This is a genomic window from Rhizobium ecuadorense, from assembly GCF_001187535.1.
Lineage (GTDB): Bacteria > Pseudomonadota > Alphaproteobacteria > Rhizobiales > Rhizobiaceae > Rhizobium > Rhizobium ecuadorense.
Genome location: NZ_LFIO01000270.1, coordinates 35,826 through 55,564, shown reverse-complemented (window position 1 = coordinate 55,564; position 19,739 = coordinate 35,826). Strand labels below are relative to the sequence as shown.

The window sequence follows — 19,739 nt, the reverse complement described above, 5'->3', positions numbered from 1 at the left end:
GCTGACCGGCAAAACTACAAAGCTGGTCGGCGCGGTTCGACGAATTACCCAATTTTACTCAAAATCTCTGACGACTTTCCTGTGTGCACCCCGTCTCCCTCGCTATTCATTGAGGTGGCGAACCCAGGATTGGAGAGGGTCGCGCCAAGGTCAATCAGGCTGAGTGCCGAGGGAGGAGAGAATGAGTTATTTATCGAACGTCGTTCGTCGCAGTGCGGTTCGCACTGCAAAAGGCATTGTGTTTGCGTCCGCATTGATGGCAACGGCCGGTGTCGCCTCGTCCGCCATTGCGGCAGACAAAGTCAACTGGCGCCAGTTTGAAGGAACGACGATCACCTGGGCCTATGATATTCATCCCTATGCCGACGCCCTGGCTGCGAAACTGCCCGAGTTCGAAAAACTGACTGGTATCAAGGTCGTACCGGAACTCTACCCCGACGATTCCTACTGGAACAAGTTGACACTTCAGCTGACGACGAAGTCTCCGGCGTGGGATGTCGTTGGAACCGGCATTCAGCCAGCCTGGGACTTCGCTCCTGGTGGTTCGCTCGAACCGCTCGACAAGTATCTGAACGATCCGAAGCTGACCGATGCCAGCTACGACTACAATGACTTTTTCCCGTCTCTGCGAAAAGCACTGACGTGGAAGATGGAAGACGGCCAGATCGCCCCCGGTGAAGGCGGCAGCGTCTGGGCAATCCCACATGCGTTCGAAAACATCCAGCTGTTTTACCGCAAGGACATTCTGGACAAATACAAGATCACCGTGCCGACAACTCCACCGGAGATGGCTGCTGCTTGCGAAAAGCTGAAAGCCGCCGATCCCTCGGTCACACCGCTTGGCGTTCGAGGCGTCCGCTTCTGGAGCAGCATTCACACCGCGGCGATTTCAATTGCAAGTTCTTACGGCGTGAAGGACTTCGTCATCAAGGATGGCAAGCTGGACACTGGCTTGGACTCACCTGAGTCGATCGCCTTCCACAAAGATTACGTGGATATGATCAAGAAGTGCGCCGCGCCCTCCTTCGCCAACGACAACTGGTATCAGGTCGTCGATGGCATTTCGTCTGGCCGCACCGCCATGGCGATCGACTCCAACATGTTCGGCTTCTGGAACGATGTTGCCGGCCAGCCGGCCTCGGGAAAGATCGCCTTTGCTCCACCGCTGCATGCGCCGAATGCCAAGAACTTTGAATCCAACATCTGGATCTGGTCATTGGCGATGAATTCTGCATCGCAGAAGAAAGGTGCCGCCTGGCTGTTCATCCAGTGGGCGACATCGAAGGACATCGTGCTTGCAGGTGCCGTCTCGGGCAAGCTCGTTAACCCGCCGCGGACTTCGACCTGGAATGACAAAGCGTGGCTCGATTACGCGTCCAAACCCGAATTCAACAATTTTGTCGAGAGCTTCAAGACGACACAGGATCGCGCTGCGCTGGCCTTTACCGCGCGTGTGGGCTTCGGCGAGGCGATGAATGCCTGGGCGGTCGCCATGCAGAAAATGGTCAACGGTGACGACGTGGAAACCACGCTGAAGGCATTGGCTGAAGAAATCCGCGCCGGCCTCTAAGCCAAGAAGGCGGCAGCTCATGGCTGCCGCCTTCCCTTACCTGGATGGAGACCTCAATGACACCTCATGTTTCGGAGACGGCAATGGTTGTCCGAACCAGCGCACCCGCAAAAGCGCAACTGGCCGGGAAAACGGAAACACTGACCGTCCAGCAGGTCGACTGGTTCAGTCTGGTCGTGATTGCTCCAGCCGTATTGATCTTGCTTGGCTTCCTGCTTCTGTTCTTCTACGGCGTCTATCAGTCGCTGACAGATCTCCGTCTTGGCCGGCCGATCGTACGTTTCATCGGCCTTGCGAACTATGCCGCGCTGGTGAATTCCGCCGACTTCTGGAACAACGTCCGGGTCACGGTGACCTATGCTCTCTCTGCCGTATTGCTGCAGGCCCTCCTCGGCCTAGCTATAGCAAAGCTTTTTGCATCTGGTGTCTCCCTCGCACGCTGGCTGAGACCAATCATCCTGCTGCCGCTTGTGCTTCCGCCGATGAGCGTTGCCCTCATGTGGACAACGATGATGAATCCGCAAAGCGGTATCCTGAACTATCTGCTCTCCCTTGCCGGCCTTGGCCCGTTTGCATGGATTTCAGACCCGGCGACTGCATTGATATCGGTGATCCTGATCGACGTCTGGACCTACACACCATTCTTCGCGCTCATCATCTTCGCAGGGCTGCAGGGCATTACGGACGACATCCGAGAGGCCGCCCGCATCAACGGGGCGAAAGGCTGGGCAACATTCTGGCGGATCGAACTGCCGCTTGTTGCCCCCTACATTCTGATTGCCGCCGTCTTTCGTCTGATCGAGTCGTTCAATCAGTTCGACATCATTTTCGGTACGACGCAAGGCGGCCCGGGTAACTCGACGTCCGCTCTTTCGGTCCAGGGCTATATCACCGCATTTCAGAACATGACGTTTGGCCGAGGTGCAGCCTTGATGGTCGTCAACTGGCTCATCGTTTTGATCGGCGCGTTCCTGACGGTCAAGGCCTGGCAGGCTGTCCGCCGCCGCGTGAACTAGGGGGAGGCAACAATGGAATTTACACGCTCGCCAATCACAACGGTCGTTCTCAACGCACTCGTCCTGCTCTGCGCCCTCATTCTTGCGTTCCCGCTCGTCTGGATCCTGATGATGTCGCTCAAGACCCAGAGCGAAGTCATGGCTTGGCCGCCCACATTCACCTTCACTCCGACCCTGGAGAACTTCCGGGTTCTCTTCGATGTCGCCCAGGCGGGTGCGACCAGCTACGGGACCATCAAGGTCGACTTCTTGAGCCCGATCATCAACAGCGTCGTCGTGGCGCTCGGGGCTGTCGTGGTTTCATTGATCGCAGGCGTCCCGGCGGGATACGTTCTTGCGCGGCGGGATATCCCCTTCAAGGAAGACATTGCCTTCTTCATCTTAGGCTTCCGCTTCGCCCCCGTCCTGCTGGTGGTCATCCCACTCTTCAGTCTGTTTCAGTCGCTGGGCCTCTACGACACCTACCTCGGCATGATCTGGGTGTACCAGGTGATCACGTTGCCCATGATCGTCTGGCTTACCCGCTCCTATGTCGAGGATATTCCGAAGGACATCGAGGAGGCGGCCGCGATCGACGGCGCAAAGCCGGTACGTGTCGTCCTTCACATCGTCCTGCCGCTCCTGAAAACGGGCCTTATCGGCGCCTCTCTGCTCGTCTTCCTGCTTGCCTGGCACAATTTTGCACTCGGCCTGATGCTGAGTTCGACCAAGGCGCCGGTAACTGTCGCGCTTTTGAAGCTGCTCAATCCGGGCGTTCAGTTCTACCCCGTCATGGCGGCCGGTCTGGTCGTCACGATGATCGTTCCTGTCATCCTGATTATCGTCGGCCAACGGCATCTCGAACGTGGCCTTACTTTCGGAGCGGTCAAATGAGATCGGCACCTCTAATCTTCTTTGGCACGACGAATCTCGATCTGTGCTTCAACGTCGAGCGGCTGCCCACGCCGGGCGAGAGCCTTATCGGGTCGCTTGTCCGGCATCCAGGCGGAAAGGGCGCGAACCAGGCAGTCGCGGCGGCTCGGCTGGGGTTGAAGCCAAAGCTCTTCTCCCGTCTCGGCGATGACGAGGCCGGTGGTCATCTAATGCTGTCGCTCGTAAATGCGGGTGTCGATACAAGCGTTGTTCAGATCGCACAGGCAGAGGTGTCCGGCGCGGCACTGGTCATGGTGGGCGATGATGGCGGCAACATGATCGTCATCGACCCGGGCGCTAACGCAAATGTCACGCCTGAACTGATCGACAAGGCGGCTGCGCAAATCGAACCAAACTCGATCGTCGTGGCCGAGATGGGGCTGCCGATCGAGGCCTTAGAGCGGCTCTTCTCACTGAAAGCCCAGCTCGGGTTCCGGCTCATATTCAATCCTGCCCCTGTGAGACCAGGGTTGTCGCGTGCTGCGTGGTCGGCGGTCGACTTCGTTACCCCGAATGAGTCGGAAGCTTACGAACTCACGGGAATCGAAATCGACAGCGTGGAGGCCGCTGCTAAGGCCGCCCAAGCCTTGCTTGCGCTTGGACCGAAGGCAGCTCTCATCACGCTTGGAGAGCGCGGCGCCTTTTACGACGATGGGCAGCAGACTTTTCTTGTCCCAGCCTTTCCGGTTGTCGTTGTCGACACTACGGCGGCCGGCGACGCCTTCAACGGTGGCTTTGCTGCCGCGCTCGCAAGCGATGTTCCTGTTCGCGAAGCCGTTCGCCAGGCCATGGCCGTCGCGGCACTTTGCGTCACTCGACGCGGTGCCCAGCCGTCGATGCCGACCGCGGCGGAGGTCGATGAATTCCTCAATCACAAAACTTTATTGGAGATCCGATGACGTCCCCTCTTTTCTCAATGCCAGGCAATACCGTTCTCGTGACTGGGGCGGGCGGCGGAATTGGCGCAGCGATCGTGGCTGCGTTCCTGTCAAACGGCGCAAACGTGATCGCCACCGATGCAAACGAGGACGCGCTCGGGCGTGCACTTGCCAAGGTGGAAGGCGGTGAGAAAGCCGTCACCATGTCGATGGATGTCACCAGCGAAAAGGACATCGAGCGTGTGATGGATGCCGTCGCTGAGCGCTTCGGCCACCTCGACGCACTCGTGAACAATGCCGGTATCAAATCGGCGGAATCCCTGCTGTCGGGCGACAAGGCCAAGATCGATCGTACCATGGAAATCAATTCCGGGGCGGTCCTCCTTTGCTCGAAGCTTGTCGTACACCGCTTCATGAAGGAAAGTGGCGGCCGCATTGTTAACATCGGGTCCTCGCTGTCTTCGCAAGGCGCCGTGTTCAACTATCAGGCAGGCGGCGCGGACTACTGCTTTTCCAAGGCAGTCGTCCATGATCTGACTAAGCTGCTCGCCTACGAGTGCGCTCCTTTCGGCATCAACGTGAATGGGGTCGCGCCGGGCATCATCGATACCCCGATGCACGGTCGTCCGCGCGAAGAGACGGAAGCACGCCATGCGGGTCGCATTCCTCTCGGCCGTGTCGGCTCCCCTGAAGACATCGCCGGCATTGCAGTCTTCCTCGCGAGTCCAGCGTCTGCCTACATCACGGGGCAGATCGTGCACGTAAACGGCGGGATGTTGATGAATGGTTGAGATCGCGCATGCTCTTGACTGGCCGCTTGTGGAGGGAGTCGTTTCCGACCTCGACGGCGTGGTCTACCGCGGCAAGACAGCCATTCAAGATGCGGTCGAGACCTTCCAGGTCTGGCGCGCGGCTGGGATTCCTTACTGCTTCGTCACCAACAACTCGACTCATTCGGCCGGGGATGTCGTTGCCAAGTTGAATGGCTTCGGCCTGGATGTCACCGAAAACAACGTCGTCACCTCGGCGGTGACGGCGGCTCAGTTGATCCGCAAGAGTCATCCTGCCGGAACGCGCATTTACGTGATCGGTGCGCCATCGCTCAAACAAGCGATCTCGGATGCGGAACTCGAAATCACCGACGAAAAGCCGGCCGTCGTGATCATGGGTCTTGATCGTGAAATCACCCATGAAAAGCTGCGCGTCGCTGTTGACGCTATCCTAAAGGGAGCCGTGTTGATGGGTACCAACCCGGATCTGCTGCTCCCCACGCCGACCGGCTTCGAGCCTGGTGCGGGGGCGATCCTCACCGCGGTTGCGACCGCTGCGCGGGTCAAGCCCATCATTGTTGGCAAGCCCGAGGTTCATATGATCGAAGCCGCGCTGATGCGGCTCGGAACCGACAGGGCGTCGACACTGATGATCGGCGACCAGATACCCACCGATATTCAGGCAGGGAAACGGGCCGGACTATGTTCCATTCTCGTGACTACGGGAGTGCCGCCGGTCGATGATCCCACGCTGCAGCCGCCCGATTTCGTCATATCCAGTCTGAAGCAAATACCGTCGACGCGCTGAATGGCGCGTAACTGACAATGGGAGGAAGAAATGGCTGAAGTCCGTCTCGAGGGAATCCGGAAGGCTTATGGGGCCCTGGGTATTCTGCACGACATTGATCTCGACATCGCCCATGGCGAGTTCGTGGTCTTCGTGGGGCCGTCTGGTTCCGGGAAATCAACGCTGCTGCGTATGATTGGAGGCTTGGAAAAGATCTCTGGCGGCACGCTGAAGATCGACAACAAGGTCGTCAACTCGGTCGATGCCGCTGACCGCAATCTCGGGATGGTGTTTCAGAGCTACGCGCTTTATCCGCACCTGACCGTTCGTGACAATCTCGCATTCCCGCTTCGGATGGCGAACCTTGGCAAGGAGCAGATTACCGCTAAAGTGCGCGAGGCGGCTGCATTGTTGCAGATCGAACACCTCCTTGACCGCAAGCCGAAGCAGCTTTCCGGCGGCCAGCGACAGCGCGTCGCGATCGGTCGAGCAATCGTCCGTCAACCCAAGGTGTTCCTGTTCGATGAGCCACTTTCCAACCTCGACACCGAGCTGCGGGTTCAGATGCGCGTCCAGATCGCCAAGCTCCACCGTCAGCTCGGCAATACCATGATCTATGTCACCCACGACCAGGTCGAGGCGATGACCATGGCCGATAAGATCGTGGTTTTGAAGGACGGACACATCGAGCAGGTCGGCAGCCCTCACGATCTTTACCATCGGCCGGCAACTCAGTTTGTCGCGGGATTCATCGGGTCGCCGAGAATGAATTTCCTGCCCTGCAAACTGAAGACCAAGGACGACGAACGCACCGAGATCGCGCTCAAAAGCGGATTGTCCGGGTGGCTCCCAATCCAGGCAGGGCCGGTCGAACCGGGGGCGACATTGACCTTGGGGATTAGGCCGGACGATTTCGTGGCCCCATCTGACCGACCCGGCGAACTGATCGTGGAGATCGACGTCGATTTCGTGGAGCATCTGGGCAGCGCGACCTACCTGTATGGGACTGCATTGGGCGAGCACATCGTTGCCCGCTCGCCTAATGATCACTTTCACTCTGGACGGGGAGGGCGCGTTTCGCTCTCGGTGGCGGCTTCCGACTGTCACGTCTTCACCCAGCAAGGAAAGGCTCTGCCGCGGCTGGATGCTCCGAAAAGCTGGAGTTGATTATCGCATCCGGATGCATGATCTTGGTGTGAGTTCATATGCATGAGGCATGACGACCATATCCGGTGTTCGACAGTTTCTGGGTAGTTCCCGCTCGTTCATGCTCGGTGCCGCGATTGGCTCCGGCATGACAGCGCGAGCGGCCGAGCGTGCCGGTGCCGATTTCGTGCTTGCGCTGAATGCCGGTCGTTTCCGTGCGATGGGCGGTTCGTCGCCGGCGTCCGTTCTCCCCATACGTGACACCAACGCCTTCGTCGCAAGCTTCGGCCGATCTGAAATTCTGCGCAGCACCCGGCTGCCGGTCTTCTTCGGTGCCTGCACCTTCGATCCACGGCTTGATCTTGACGATTTCCTGGACAAGCTCAAACGGTGGGGTTTTGCAGGGGTCACAAATTTCCCTTCCGTCATTCATCTCGATGAGCATCGTCGGGCCGTACTGGAAAGCTGCGGGCTCGGATATGCGCGTGAAGTTGAGCTACTCGTCAAAGCGGCGCGACGCGGCTTGATGACGATCGCCTATACCCGGACACAGGCCGAAGCGCGGCGCATGGTCGAGGCGGGTGTCGAAGCGATCAGCATGAATTTCAACCTCAACCCAGCCGAAACGGGCCTTTCGTCTTCATCAATCGGGCTTGCAGAGCTGGCTGCGCGCACGCGCGACATCGCGCGTACAGTTCACGCGATCGATCGCAACGTCGTTTGTCTGCTTGGAGGCGGACCGATCACGAAGCCCGAGGAATTGATGGACGTCTGCCGGGAAACAGGCACGCAAGGGTTCATAGGTGGGTCATCGCTGGACCGCGTTCCCCTGGAGATGTCGGTCCTCGAGATGACCTCCGGTTTCAAGACGATCAATGTGCTCCGGGAAAAGGTCGACCTCCTCGAGCGGCAATTGCAGCTTAACGGGTACCGGCACGGCATCGTCGCGCGATCAGCGTCCATGAACAATGCGCTCGACGCGGCCAAGCGCCTGGCGACCGGCACCAACCCCGTCCTCATTGTCGGGGAGCCGGGGACAGGCAAGCGGCGCGTTGCCTCGCTTGTCCATTCATTGGGAGCGCATAAACATCGCAAGCCTGTCGTATTTCCCTGCCGGCCATCTCCCGGAAACCAGAATGCGGTTGCCCTATTCGGATTGGAGGCGGATAAGGATACTCGACGTCGGATATCGGTATTGGAAACCGCGACGGATACGTCACTCATCATCCTCCACGTCAACGACCTTACGGAGGAGGGGCAGCAGCAACTGGCCGATTTCCTGGAGACCGGAATGTTCACCGCGGTCAACGGCGCCGCATCGAATCGTTCCGAGGCCAAGGTTATTGCCACCTGCGCCGTCTCCGCGGGGATCGCCGATGACATGCATCCGATCAGCCCGAAGCTGCGGGCGGCCTTCGCTGGCTTGGAAATCCATCTGCCGCCTCTGCGGGACCGACTCGAAGACCTTCCGGCGCTCATCCATCACTTCACAGTCGAGACGAGGGGAGATGCTGGAACGGTCGCTTTGGCTATCGAGAACTCGGCTTTCCTCGCGCTCGCCAGCCATTCCTGGCCAGGAAATGTTCGAGAGCTAAGGCATGTCGTCGAGCAGTTGGCGACATTGCCAACGAGCGTTCAAATCACCGCGGATCGTCTGCAGCCGATCATCGGTACCAAAGCGGTTCCGAAGGAAACGGCGGGCCTTTCCGAACGCGAGTGGATCATAGAAGCCCTTCGACGCAACAAGCTTCATCGCGGCAAAACGGCGCTCGCACTCGGCCTTTCACGCAAAACCCTGTACAACAAGATCCGGAAGCTCAAGATCCTGAACTAGCTGCGGTGCTGTATCAAACTGCCCCTATTACTGGGGATCCCGCAGACGTCAGTGACCAAACAGAAGCCGGGAAGAAACCGGCGTCAGAGATAAGCTCCAGGTCCATCCATTTGGAGACTGGCCGCACGAGAGCATTTGGAGGGAAATAGATCATTCCGTCGAGGAGGTCTGCCAAGCGATTGCTGACATCGGTCATCTCCATCCTTGACGATCCAGTATGGATGATCCCCAAGCCAGTGTCGTGGAACCACTTCATGCGATCGATTTCGAGCGTATTGCCGGCGTCGACGGCGGATTGAACCCCTTCCACCAGCGACGCCGGGGGAAAGTTCACGACGCCGGCGAAACCCTTTTCCTTGAGCAGGTCCGCAAGATCTTCCCACAGCGTGAATGGATCGATCATCAGGACTGCGGCGTAGCAGCGATTTCCGACCGACGTCACATTGTCTATCGCTTGGAAGAGTTCCGCATTCCAGTCGAGTATTGGCAGTGTTGCCATCACAATCGGATCGCCAGGGGACAGCGCTCGGAGAGACGGCGCAAAGATGACGACCTCATCGTCGCTCCCGCTCGAATCTGTCGTCGCATGCGGCTCGATTTGATCAATGATCGCCCACGTACCCATTTTTACCCAACTCCTCTCCCGCGCGCGATTTGGCAGCACGATCCTCTCCTCTAAAACTAATTCAAAATCGCTCAAAGCATGAGCGTGCACAAGGGAGGTCGAGATGAAACGCGTGTGCCGGATCGGGCAGATGAGACGCCCAAAGGGAAAAACGTCGTGAGCGAGGCGACGCTCGAAAATGACGCGGTGGCGATCGTCGCGACGATGGATACCAAGCAGGCAGAAGCATCTTACGTGGCGGACATCATACGCGCCAGCGGCAGGGGCGCCGTGTTGGTCGATGTCGGTACATCTGGCGTCGCTGCCACTAGGTCAGCGGACCCGGCGGCACTGCTTGCTGACATCGGCCGACGTGCTCGCATGTCGGTTAACGCACTGCTTTCAGAGGGTCGCATATCGGCGATCATCGGCATTGCCGGCGGAAAGGGAAGCGGAGTATTCGGTGAAGTGGTCGCCGACCTTCCCTTCGGCTTCCCCAAGCTTCTTGTTTCAAGCGCACGGCCGGCGCTGCTTGCCGAACTCGCTGCCAGAAATGACATCCTGCTATATCCAACTCTTGTCGATCTCTTCGGTGTCAATGGCTTCACCGGAAGGATCCTGACCAATGCCGCACAGGCGATCGCAGCCATGCACTACCAGCCGCAAGACCCATCGCGTCGAAAAATCGTGGCGATCACGGCATTTGGCGTGACGACGCCGGCGGTGAACGAGTGTGTGCGTCTTCTGTCGGAAAAGGGCCTTGAGGCGATCGTCTTCCCAGCGAACGGCTCTGGCGGCCGGAAGATGGAAGCCTTGATCGATGCAGGTGAATTCGACGCGGTTCTCGATCTGACGACGACGGAGCTCGCTGATGATCTCGCCGGAGGGTCGGCAAGCGCTGGCCCGGATCGTCTAGCGGCAGCTGGCCGCAAGGGCATTCCGCAACTGGTCGCACCCGGCGCCGTCGATATGGTGAACTTTGGAGTGCCCTCGAGTGTACCGGAACGGTTCTCGGGCCGGAAATTCTACTCGCATACGCCTTACACGACGCTGATGCGGACAACGCCGGAGGAGGCCTTCGAAATAGGTCGGCGCATCGGGCTGAAACTTGCTGCCGCAAAAGGCGCTTCCCATGTTCTTTGGCCCTCCGAAGGGGTCTCCGACTATGATCGAGAGGGTGCGGTCTTTTACGATCCCGAGGCAAATGCAGCCTGGTTATCGGGGCTGAGGAGCACGTTGCCTCCTTCGGTCATCGTCCAGGAAATTCCCTGTCACATCAACGATCCAGCGTTCGCGCAAGCCGCAGTCGGCTGGATTCTGCAAAATATTCGAGAAGAGGCTGTACCCCATGAAAATGTTTGAGCGCTCGGAAATTCTGGCTGCCATCAGCCAACAGACCTCAAAAGGAAATCCAATTCTTGCCGCCGGCAGCAGCTGCGGTCTCGTTGCCAAGTGCGCCGCTCTTGGCGGAGCCGACATGCTGGTTGTCTACAGTACCGGCTTGTCGCGACTGATGGGACTTCCTACGAGCCGGATCGGCGATTCCAACGCGCGCACGATCGAGATGGCCGCGGAGATACGCAATGTCGTCTCGACCGTCCCGGTGATCGGCGGCATCGAGGCATGGGATCCGATGCGCCTCGACCTCGACGGGCTTCTGGATCGGTTCTGGGCGGCAGGGTACTCCGGCGTCATCAACTATCCGACGATTTCGACCATGGGAGACAAATGGCGCGACCGTCGCGGTCGCGTCGGTCTGGGCTTTGACCGTGAGGTCGAGATGATTGCGCTCGCACGCAAGAAGAACATCTTCTCCTTGGCCTATGTCGCCTCTGCGGATGACGCCGCGGCGATGGCTGAGGCAGGTGCGGACTGCATCGTACCTCATGTCGGAGCAACGCGTGGCGGACTTGCTGGTCACGAGGAGGGCCAAGCCATCCAGGAAGCGATATTGAAGATCAACAGGATTAATGATGCGGCCAAGGCGGTTCGGCAGGATGTCATCCTGCTTGCGCATGGGGGAGCAATCGCCGAGCCCGAGGATACGGCCGAGGTTTATCGGTCAACGGATTGCGTGGGCTTCGTCGGCGCCTCTTCCATCGAGCGGATACCTATCGAAAGAGCGGTACAGGCGGTTGCGAAGGCCTTCAAGGCCGTGTCGATGCCCCGTTCGTGATCTTCACCCCAATCAAATCGTATTCCGAGATTAAAGATGTCCATCGTCGCCACTCCTGTATCCTCTGCACAATCGGTCAGCCCCGAATGGGACGCGGTCTACGACGTCATTTCCGTCGGAAGTGGTGCTGCTGGCCTGTCCGCTGCTCTGTTTGCCGCTCAGGCCGGTTTGAAGGTCCTTGTCTGCGAAAAGTCGCCGAAACTGGGCGGAACCACGGCACTCTCTAACGGCATGATCTGGGTTCCGTGTTCGCCTCAAGCCGTGGCCGCGAAAGTCAAGGACAGCATTGAAAACGCCCGAACCTATCTCAAGAACGAACTCGGAAACTATTATCGAGAGGATTTCGTTGACGCCTATCTGACGGATGGGCCAAAGGCGCTTACGGAAATCGAGAAGGGGACAGATGTGAAGTTCACGCTCGCCTCTGCACCTGACTACCACTCAAGCCAGGTGGGCGGTGTTGATTCAGGAAGAGCATTGAGCCCGGCTCCCTATGACGGCCGCTTGCTTGGCAAGGATTTCGATCTGGTAGGCGACCCGATCCGAGTGGTTCTCGGTGGCATGATGATTTCCTCCGGAGAGGTCATGAAATTCCTCAATCCACTCAAGTCGGTGGACTCAATGCGGCACGTGCTGCGCCGTGTTGGTCGTTATGCAAAGGACCGCCTGAGCTATCGGCGCGGCACTGAGCTGAGCGGCGGCAATGCGCTTATAGCCCGTTTCATAACCAGCCTTCGCAAGCGCAAGGTCGACATCTGGACGGAAGCGCCCTTGGTTCGCCTCGTCATGGAAAACGACCGTGTAATTGGCGTTGTTATCAGGCGCGATGGTCGCGACGTTCGTATAAAAGCTGAACGCGGGGTCGTCCTGGCATCAGGCGGATTTGCACGAGACGCTAAGCTGCGAGCGGCGTTAAGCGGGGCGCACCAGCACGATGATACTCTTGCACACCCGGATTCGACCGGTGACGGGATTAAGCTTGCCACGGAACTGGGAGGTGCCATCGACAATAATGTCGCCAGCGCAGGCTTCTGGACACCGGTTTCGTTGCTGCACGGGAAAAAGGGAGAAACGCAGACCGTTCCGTATGGGTGGCTCGACCGCGGACGGCCTGGCGTCATTGCGATCGGACCGAATGCCCGGCGTTTCGTAAATGAGTCCAATTCCTATCACGACATCTGCCTTGCGATGTTCCAGAACGGATACCCGGCGGACAAACGGTTCTATTTTATTTGTGATCACGAGTTCCTGAAGAAGCGAGGCATGGGCCACCTTCTTCCGTGGCCTTGGACGCTCGGAACGAAATCATATGAACGCGTAAATTATATCCAGGTCGCAGCAACGATTGCCGACCTTGCGCGGAAGATCGGGATTGATCCGTCAGAGCTGGAAAAGACCGTGGCAGAGCACAACATCCATTCGAAGAGCGGTGTTGATCCCTATTTTCACCGCGGCAAGTCCGCTTTCAATCGGATGCTTGGAGACCCGTCGGTTGGAAAACCCAATCCTAATCTTGGCCCGATAAGTGTAGGTCCGTTCGTAGCGCTCCAGATCGTGCCCGCAACTCTTGGAACCGCAACCGGGCTTGCGACGGACACGTCCGGTAGGGTCCTGAGAGCCGACGGCTCTCCGATCGAGGGACTCTATGCTTGTGGCAACGACGCAACGTCGCTGATGCGCGGGCTCTATCCGGGGGCCGGCATCACAATCGGGCCAGGAATTGTATTCGCTTACAGGGCGGCCAATGCGATCAGAGGCACATCGAGTAAGAATTAGCCCGCCCGAATCCTGGTGGATATAGCGATATCGCGCATTTCCACTGCCCGCTTGTCCAAGCCGGACGTGCGCCTTTTCAGCTGGCTGGGAAAAGACAGATTTTGTTGTCAAAGTCAGACTCTGCACACGAATGATCAGAGACCTCCCAAGCGGCGTGCAGAGCACCCTGGCCCCGCAGTGAAATGCGGGGCCAGAACTATCGCATTAATCGAACAACCGTCGTTTGGGGTTTTGCGCGTTTGAAAGCAGCCGGAAGTTTTTTTCGCACCCGGCCTCACCCCGTCAATGCGTTCCAACGGCGCGTCAAGCGCGAGATCGCCAGGTCCTCTTTCTATTATTGGAGATGTACGCAACTTTACCCAAATCTTGTCCCGAAAGATCGTATGTGACTGGAGAGTGCAGATAGCTTCTTGCTGCTGCGGCCCGGAGGGGACGCAGTTAAGGCCAAAGAGCCAGTGGGAGACTATCCATGATGAATGACAGCATAAATTTTAGCCGGCGCTGCTTCCTCCATAATTTCGCGTTCGCATCGGCCGCTATTGCGGTTGGACCGGGCAGTTGGTTGATTCGCCCGACTTGGGCGAACGCGGCGGAGGGGCCGATTAAAGTCGGAATGGCCACTGATCTGACAGGATCGCTCGGGTTTCCCGGCAATACTGACGCCAATGTTGCTCGTATGGTGGTTAAGGAGATCAATGATGCGGGCGGTCTTCTGGGGCGTCCCATCGAGCTTCACATCCAAGATACCGCCTCCAACGAATCCATTGCCGTTGGCAATGTTCGAAAGTTGGTTCAGCGCGACAAGGTCGAGCTGGTGGTTGGAGGAATCTCCAGTGCCATGCGCAATGCCATCAAGGATACGATCATCTCTCGCGGAAAGACGCTGTACATCTATCCGCAAGCCTATGAGGGCCAAGAGTGCACGCCGTATTTGTTCTGCACCGGACCGGTGCCGGCACAGAACTGTGATGAGTTTATTCCGTGGCTGATCAAGAATGGTGGCAAACGTTTCGCGTTGCCAGGCTCGAACTATGTGTGGCCACAGACGATCAACGCCTATGCACGCAAAGTGATCGAAAGCCACGGCGGCGAGGTGGTTTTCGAAGAATACTATCCCGTCGACCAGATTGATTTTTCCTCCACCGTCAACCGGGTCATTTCGAACCGCGTCGATGTCGTATTCAACACCGTCATCCCCCCGGGAGTCGGCCCGTTCTTCAAGCAGCTCTACGAAGCGGGCTTCTCAAAGAACGGCGGACGGCTGGGGTGCGTCTACTACGACGAGAATGCGCTTCCAATGAATCAGCCTCACGAGGTTGAAGGTCTTGCAAGCAGTCTTGATTATTACAAGGCCCTCACTGCGGAGGATCCGGTAAGTGCCAAGATCCAAGAAACCTACGAGAAAGAATTCCCTGGTCCATTTCGGTTTTCCGCAGGGAGCGCCGCTACCGGGACTTACCGAGGACTGAAGCTCTGGGAAGCTGCAGTGAAGGAGGCTGGCACCGTCGACCGCGACGCCGTGGCCGCAGTCCTCGATCATGCCAAAATCACCGAAGGTCCTGGCGGACCGGCGGAGATGGTGCCGGGCAAACACCATTGCAAGATGAATATGTACATCGGCGTGGCCAAAGGAGAGCACTTTGAGATCGTCTCACGCAGTGCTGGCCTTGTTGATCCAAAGGAATGCTGAATGTCATACCTCAGTTGAAAAAGCTGCAGCAACTTTGATTCTCCGGGAATCGGAAGTCAACAAGGGGAGAACTTAAAGGAGGACGAGCCCGGCCAAAATTACTTTCGGGAACTTGGGTCCGCTGAAGGAAAGATTATGCGGTTTTTCGCAGGCAAGTACAACTTGCCTGCTTTTTTAATAGTTGGGAGTTGCTTATCGGGAGTTTGAAGGCGCGGCCTGGAATAGAGTACACGGCGTTAATAGGTCTTGGGCCAGCAAAAATTTCAAGGACGTAAAAGCAATGACGATCGTGGTTCCGAACATGATGACTTAAGCGGTCGGCCGATCAAAAACCGCCGCGAAATCTACAATATGGATTCATTCCGTAGCGGTTGCGAAAGTGTCAATAATCGCGCCGTCGCCGTGCCGATCGAGGATCTCCAAGTCAAATGATCCTTGGCAGTTGAATGCCCGTCGAAAACGAAACGTCCACGTGTTGCTCGGCGGCCGAAACGCAATGCAGGCACTGGCGACAAGTGTGATCCTTGCGAGAGCAACGAAACCGCCTCATCACGCGTGTTCAATCCTCACCAGATCTATTGAAGAACTCGGACTGTTATCTCCGATGAAACATTCGGTCTCCAAAACAGCGGATCGCGTATATTGAAGGTCTCTTGGCTGCACGCGGCGACCGCGGGACGAACTCTTTTGCAGTCCGCTCTTCTCTTTCTTCGAACGATTTACGCAATTTTACCCAACTTCCGCTTCGAAAGACCGTATGTGACTGAAAAATGACGGATAGCTTCTTGCTGCTGCGGCCCGGAGGGGGGCGCATCTAAGGCAAACTAGCCAGTGGGAGAGCTATATATGATAAACGGTGGTATGAAGTTCAGCCGACGCCGCTTTCTTCATAATTTCGCATTCGCGTCTGCAGCTATTGCTGTGGGGCCCGGCAGCTGGGTTATCCGTCCGAGCTGGGCGAACGCGGCCGAGGAGCCAATCAAGCTTGGCATTGCTACAGACCTTACTGGTGCACTCGGCTTTGCTGGAAATACCGACGCCAATGTCGCTCGTATGGTCGTGAAGGAGATCAACGACGCCGGCGGCCTGCTGGGGCGACCCATCGAGCTATACATCGAGGATACGGCTACAAATGAGTCCGTTGCCGTTGGCAACGTCCGAAAGCTTATCCAGCGCGACAAGGTCGACCTGGTGCTCGGTGGAATTTCCAGTTCAATGCGCAATGCCATCAAGGATACGATCGTATCCAGAGGTAAAACTCTCTACATCTACCCTGAGGGTTATGAGGGTAAGGAGTGCATGCCCAATCTGTTTTGCACCGGTCCCGTGCCTGCGCAAAACTGTGATCAGTTCATTCCCTGGCTGATCCAGAATGGCGGAAAACGGTTTGCTTTGCCGGGCTCGAACTATGTCTGGCCGCAGACGATAAGCGCTTATGCGAGAAAAGTGATCGAAAGCAATGGCGGGGAGGTCGTTTTCGAAGAGTACTACCCGACGGACCAGATCGACTTCTCCTCGACCGTCAATCGCATCATCTCCAACCGCGTGGATGTCGTCTTCAACACAATTGTGCCACCTGGTGTCAGCCCGTTCTTCAAACAACTTTATGAAGCCGGCTTCTCCAAAAATGGCGGACGTATAGGCTGCACGTATTTCGATGAGAACTTTCTGGAGATGAACCAGACGCACGAGATCGACGGTCTTGCGAGTAGCCTGGACTACTACCGAGCCTTGATGGACGAGGACCCAGTAAGCGCTAAGATCCAGGGAGAATACGAAAAACAGTTCCCGAGCCAGTTTCGCTTCTCAGCCGGTAGCGCTGCCACTGGCACGTATCGCGGACTAAAGCTGTGGGAAGCAGCCGTGAAGGAGGCTGGAACGGTTGATCGCGATGCTGTGGCCGCAGCGCTGGATCATGCCAAAATCGCCGAAGGCCCCGGCGGCCCGGCTGAAATGGTGCCGGGCAAGCATCATTGCAAAATGAATATGTACATTGGCGTGGCCAAAGGGGGCAAATACGAGATCGTCGCACGCAGCGCGGGTCTTGTCGACCCGAAGGAGTGCTAAATGCCAGGTGGGTCCTCCGACAAAGCTCCGGCCACGTTAGGCTCGCAGGTGGTAAAGCTTCCATCGAGGCGGACGGAAACTCCACATAAATCAACCGAGCGCCGGAGGATTCTTCCGGCGCTCGAGGTCTCGCTGCTCATGGTCGCGATGCTTGTGCCGTTCGTGCTTCAAGACTATGCAACCATTTTCGCAACTCGCGTTCTGATCCTGTGCCTATTCGCGTTATCGTTTGACTTGGTGTGGGGATACGCCGGAATCCTTAGCTTAGGTCAGTCGCTTTTTTTCGGGATGGCGGGCTACGGCGTCGCTCTTCTTTCGCGGGACTTCAATATTGCTTCGATTTTCGTTGTGCTACCCGTCGGCGCCCTGATCGGTTTCGTCGTGGCCCTGTTGATTGCCGGCTTCCTCCTGCTGGGCCGTCATCCATCGAGCATCGTTTTTGTTTCTCTCGGGACGATGACCGGTGCTTACGCCGCTGACCGACTTGCGGGGGGGTCATCGTATCTCGGCGGTCAGAATGGGATTCCGTCTATTCAGCTTATGACCATTGGATCATATGAGCTGAACGAGGGTTCGACGTTCTACTATCTGGCTCTCGGAATTCTGATAATCGTCTATCTGCTGTCTCGTTATCTTCTTCGCTCGCAGTTTGGTCTTGCTCTGGCGGGGTTGCGGGAGAACGAATACAGAATTGGCTTCTTTGGCTATAAAGCTCAGCACTTGAAAGCAGTGATCTTCTCGATCAGCGGCGCGATTGCGGGCATGGCCGGTAGCCTTTACGCGTTTCACGAAGGCTTCGTCGGAACCAACGTTCTAGGCGTAGTAATGTCGACGCAGGTTGTGCTTTATGTACTTTTCGGAGGCTCCGGTACACTTGTCGGTGCAATCGTTGGGACAGTAGTCATCGAAGCCCTGAGCTTCTGGCTTTCCAATTCCTTTCAGGATTTTTGGCCAATCATCCTTGGCGTGCTGTTGCTGCTTGTCATCATGTTTCGCCCCGCGGGCCTTGTCAGTTTGCTCCTAAGCGAGCGCGAACGGGTAGGGGCATTTGGCCGCCCGGGGAAGCGAGGAAAAAATGACGCTGCTTGAAGTAACTGGCATTAACAAGACGTTCGGGAAGCTTACTGCGCTCAATGATGCAGCGTTCGCTGTACAAGAGAACGAGTTTCACGGCCTTATTGGTCCAAACGGCTCCGGCAAGAGTACCCTCATGAAGTGCGTGGCTGGCGCGGAAAGTCCGACCAGGGGCAGAGTGGTATTCGCAGGTGTCGATATTACCCGTTTTTCACCTGCCGAGCGCGCCCGCGAGGGAATGAGCCTCAAGTTCCAGATCACGAATGTCCTGCCGGCGCTGACGCTTTACGACAATGTCTTACTTGCGCTGCAAGCCAAGCTTTCGCTGGTGAGTTTAGTGTTCTCTCGCAGCCGACGCGCATTGCATGACCGCGTCATGAATACTCTGGAACAGTTTCGTCTGGCAGATCGTGCGTACCTTCCTGCAGCGGCTCTCTCGCATGGCCAGCAGCAGTGGCTCGAAATTGCCATGGCGCTGGCAGGCGAGCCGAAGCTCTTGCTCCTCGACGAACCTACCGGTGGCATGAGTTATGAGGAGCGACGCGTCACGGGTGAGTTGCTGCGGCCGATAAAGGCTAAGTGCTCCTTGATCATCGTGGAGCATGATCTCGATTTCATTCGGGACATTTGCGATCGGCTCACCGTGCTCGATCAGGGCACTGTCATATGCTCCGGCACTGTGCCCGAGATTCAGGAAAACTCCAGGGTCAAGGAGGTTTATCTCCGCCGTGCTTAACAACAAATTACTTGACGTGAAGGATCTCAGCGCGGGCTATGGACGTAGCCAGGTGTTGTTCGGTGTCAACATGCATGTGCCACAGCAAGGCGGCGTGGCCGTGCTGGGGCGTAACGGTGCCGGCAAGACAACGCTCCTAAAAGCCATCGTCGGGGAACTTCCTTTGGGCGGCGGCTCCATCAACCTGGATGACGGCGATATTGGCAGTTTGCCTACCGAACAGAGGATAAGGCGAGGTATCGGCTATGTGCCGCAGGAGCATTCGGTGTTTGCGCGCCTTTCGGTGCGCGAAAACCTTGCTATCGGTATGATTGCCTCGCGTGAACGGGATGCCCTCGATCGCGTTCTTACGATCTTTCCCAAACTTGGCCAACGCTTTGGTCAGGCTGCTGGAACGCTCTCAGGCGGTGAGCGTAAAATGCTAGCGATAGCACGTGCGATGCTTCCAAAGCCCCGGCTGCTCTTGCTTGATGAGCCGACAGAGGGTGTGTGGATTGGGGTTGTCGAGGAGATAACCGAGCGGCTCATTGATCTGGCGAAGGATATCGCCGTGGTCGTTGTCGAGCAACATCTGGACCTTGCGTTGAGAGTGGCGAGCCAGGCCTATGTGCTTGATCGTGGAGGGGTCGCGCTGGCCGGACCTTCTTCGGAAGTGCGCGATGATCCACGACTCTTGAAATATCTCGCACCCTAGCGCGTAGCA

General features: G+C 57.3%; 17 protein-coding genes. 16 read left to right on the top strand and 1 reads right to left on the bottom strand.

Features of this window, described 5'->3' with window-relative positions; all coding sequences use genetic code 11:
• Positions 1-181: 181 nt before the first annotated feature.
• Genes AF337_RS06150 through AF337_RS06115 form a run of 8 tightly spaced genes read left to right on the top strand, consistent with a single transcriptional unit; the run spans position 182 to position 8,913 of the window.
• Complete coding sequence (locus tag AF337_RS06150) at positions 182-1,570, top strand: ABC transporter substrate-binding protein (protein ID WP_152970931.1); 1,389 nt, start codon at positions 182-184, stop codon at positions 1,568-1,570.
• A 56-nt stretch (positions 1,571-1,626) separates the two neighbouring features.
• The gene (locus AF337_RS06145; protein WP_049731426.1) at positions 1,627-2,586 is read left to right on the top strand and encodes a carbohydrate ABC transporter permease; all 960 of its coding nucleotides are present in this window, start codon (positions 1,627-1,629) and stop codon (positions 2,584-2,586) included.
• Between the two features lie 12 nt (positions 2,587-2,598).
• A complete protein-coding gene (locus tag AF337_RS06140; protein WP_049731425.1) occupies positions 2,599-3,459 on the top strand; it encodes a carbohydrate ABC transporter permease in 861 nt (286 codons plus the stop codon).
• Positions 3,456-4,397, top strand: a complete 942-nt coding sequence (locus tag AF337_RS06135) for a ribokinase (RefSeq protein ID WP_049731424.1) — start codon at positions 3,456-3,458, stop codon at positions 4,395-4,397. The genes AF337_RS06140 and AF337_RS06135 overlap by 4 nt, the downstream gene beginning before the upstream one ends.
• Positions 4,394-5,167 (top strand): SDR family NAD(P)-dependent oxidoreductase, encoded by a 774-nt coding sequence (locus AF337_RS06130; RefSeq protein WP_049731423.1) that lies wholly within the window; start codon positions 4,394-4,396, stop codon positions 5,165-5,167. The genes AF337_RS06135 and AF337_RS06130 overlap by 4 nt, the downstream gene beginning before the upstream one ends.
• On the top strand, positions 5,160-5,954 hold the full coding sequence (locus AF337_RS06125; RefSeq protein WP_049731422.1) for an HAD-IIA family hydrolase: 795 nt from the start codon (positions 5,160-5,162) through the stop codon (positions 5,952-5,954). The genes AF337_RS06130 and AF337_RS06125 overlap by 8 nt, the downstream gene beginning before the upstream one ends.
• 30 nt (positions 5,955-5,984) lie before the next feature.
• Positions 5,985-7,100, top strand: coding sequence for an ABC transporter ATP-binding protein (locus tag AF337_RS06120; RefSeq protein ID WP_049731421.1), 1,116 nt, complete (start codon positions 5,985-5,987; stop codon positions 7,098-7,100).
• A 49-nt stretch (positions 7,101-7,149) separates the two neighbouring features.
• The gene (locus tag AF337_RS06115) at positions 7,150-8,913 is read left to right on the top strand and encodes a sigma-54-dependent Fis family transcriptional regulator (RefSeq protein WP_049731420.1); all 1,764 of its coding nucleotides are present in this window, start codon (positions 7,150-7,152) and stop codon (positions 8,911-8,913) included.
• 13 nt (positions 8,914-8,926) lie between these two features.
• Here AF337_RS06115 and AF337_RS06110 read toward each other — a convergent pair whose 3' ends face one another.
• Complete coding sequence (locus tag AF337_RS06110; protein WP_049731419.1) at positions 8,927-9,538, bottom strand: hypothetical protein; 612 nt, start codon at positions 9,536-9,538, stop codon at positions 8,927-8,929.
• A 78-nt stretch (positions 9,539-9,616) separates the two neighbouring features.
• Here AF337_RS06110 and AF337_RS06105 point away from each other — a divergent pair, with 78 nt between their 5' ends.
• The 8 genes from AF337_RS06105 (at position 9,617) to AF337_RS06065 (ending at position 19,730) form a co-directional block, all read left to right on the top strand.
• Positions 9,617-10,879, top strand: a complete 1,263-nt coding sequence (locus tag AF337_RS06105; protein WP_082336754.1) for a Tm-1-like ATP-binding domain-containing protein — start codon at positions 9,617-9,619, stop codon at positions 10,877-10,879.
• On the top strand, positions 10,866-11,693 hold the full coding sequence (locus tag AF337_RS06100) for a phosphoenolpyruvate hydrolase family protein (RefSeq protein WP_049731418.1): 828 nt from the start codon (positions 10,866-10,868) through the stop codon (positions 11,691-11,693). The genes AF337_RS06105 and AF337_RS06100 overlap by 14 nt, the downstream gene beginning before the upstream one ends.
• Before the next feature lie 36 nt (positions 11,694-11,729).
• Positions 11,730-13,469, top strand: coding sequence for an FAD-dependent oxidoreductase (locus AF337_RS06095; RefSeq protein WP_049731417.1), 1,740 nt, complete (start codon positions 11,730-11,732; stop codon positions 13,467-13,469).
• Between the two features lie 472 nt (positions 13,470-13,941).
• The gene (locus AF337_RS06090) at positions 13,942-15,159 is read left to right on the top strand and encodes a substrate-binding protein (protein ID WP_049731487.1); all 1,218 of its coding nucleotides are present in this window, start codon (positions 13,942-13,944) and stop codon (positions 15,157-15,159) included.
• 846 nt (positions 15,160-16,005) lie between these two features.
• On the top strand, positions 16,006-17,226 hold the full coding sequence (locus tag AF337_RS06080; RefSeq protein ID WP_049731415.1) for a substrate-binding protein: 1,221 nt from the start codon (positions 16,006-16,008) through the stop codon (positions 17,224-17,226).
• A gap of 138 nt (positions 17,227-17,364) precedes the next feature.
• Positions 17,365-18,315, top strand: coding sequence for a branched-chain amino acid ABC transporter permease (locus AF337_RS06075; protein WP_244471194.1), 951 nt, complete (start codon positions 17,365-17,367; stop codon positions 18,313-18,315).
• Complete coding sequence (locus tag AF337_RS06070; RefSeq protein WP_049731414.1) at positions 18,302-19,036, top strand: ABC transporter ATP-binding protein; 735 nt, start codon at positions 18,302-18,304, stop codon at positions 19,034-19,036. Before AF337_RS06075 ends, AF337_RS06070 begins: the two co-directional genes overlap by 14 nt.
• Positions 19,029-19,730, top strand: a complete 702-nt coding sequence (locus AF337_RS06065; RefSeq protein ID WP_049731413.1) for an ABC transporter ATP-binding protein — start codon at positions 19,029-19,031, stop codon at positions 19,728-19,730. Before AF337_RS06070 ends, AF337_RS06065 begins: the two co-directional genes overlap by 8 nt.
• The last annotated feature ends 9 nt before the right edge of the window (positions 19,731-19,739 follow it).

Coding starts and splice junctions, on each gene's coding strand:
- AF337_RS06145 (WP_049731426.1), top strand. CDS start 1,627: ATGACACCTCATGTTTCGGAGACGGCAATGGTTGTCCGAACCAGCGCA.
- AF337_RS06105 (WP_082336754.1), top strand. CDS start 9,617: ATGAGCGTGCACAAGGGAGGTCGAGATGAAACGCGTGTGCCGGATCGG.
- AF337_RS06080 (WP_049731415.1), top strand. CDS start 16,006: ATGATAAACGGTGGTATGAAGTTCAGCCGACGCCGCTTTCTTCATAAT.
- AF337_RS06120 (WP_049731421.1), top strand. CDS start 5,985: ATGGCTGAAGTCCGTCTCGAGGGAATCCGGAAGGCTTATGGGGCCCTG.
- AF337_RS06150 (WP_152970931.1), top strand. CDS start 182: ATGAGTTATTTATCGAACGTCGTTCGTCGCAGTGCGGTTCGCACTGCA.
- AF337_RS06125 (WP_049731422.1), top strand. CDS start 5,160: ATGGTTGAGATCGCGCATGCTCTTGACTGGCCGCTTGTGGAGGGAGTC.
- AF337_RS06130 (WP_049731423.1), top strand. CDS start 4,394: ATGACGTCCCCTCTTTTCTCAATGCCAGGCAATACCGTTCTCGTGACT.
- AF337_RS06140 (WP_049731425.1), top strand. CDS start 2,599: ATGGAATTTACACGCTCGCCAATCACAACGGTCGTTCTCAACGCACTC.
- AF337_RS06110 (WP_049731419.1), bottom strand. CDS start 9,538: ATGGGTACGTGGGCGATCATTGATCAAATCGAGCCGCATGCGACGACA.
- AF337_RS06115 (WP_049731420.1), top strand. CDS start 7,150: ATGACGACCATATCCGGTGTTCGACAGTTTCTGGGTAGTTCCCGCTCG.
- AF337_RS06135 (WP_049731424.1), top strand. CDS start 3,456: ATGAGATCGGCACCTCTAATCTTCTTTGGCACGACGAATCTCGATCTG.
- AF337_RS06095 (WP_049731417.1), top strand. CDS start 11,730: ATGTCCATCGTCGCCACTCCTGTATCCTCTGCACAATCGGTCAGCCCC.
- AF337_RS06100 (WP_049731418.1), top strand. CDS start 10,866: ATGAAAATGTTTGAGCGCTCGGAAATTCTGGCTGCCATCAGCCAACAG.
- AF337_RS06090 (WP_049731487.1), top strand. CDS start 13,942: ATGAATGACAGCATAAATTTTAGCCGGCGCTGCTTCCTCCATAATTTC.
- AF337_RS06075 (WP_244471194.1), top strand. CDS start 17,365: ATGGTCGCGATGCTTGTGCCGTTCGTGCTTCAAGACTATGCAACCATT.
- AF337_RS06070 (WP_049731414.1), top strand. CDS start 18,302: ATGACGCTGCTTGAAGTAACTGGCATTAACAAGACGTTCGGGAAGCTT.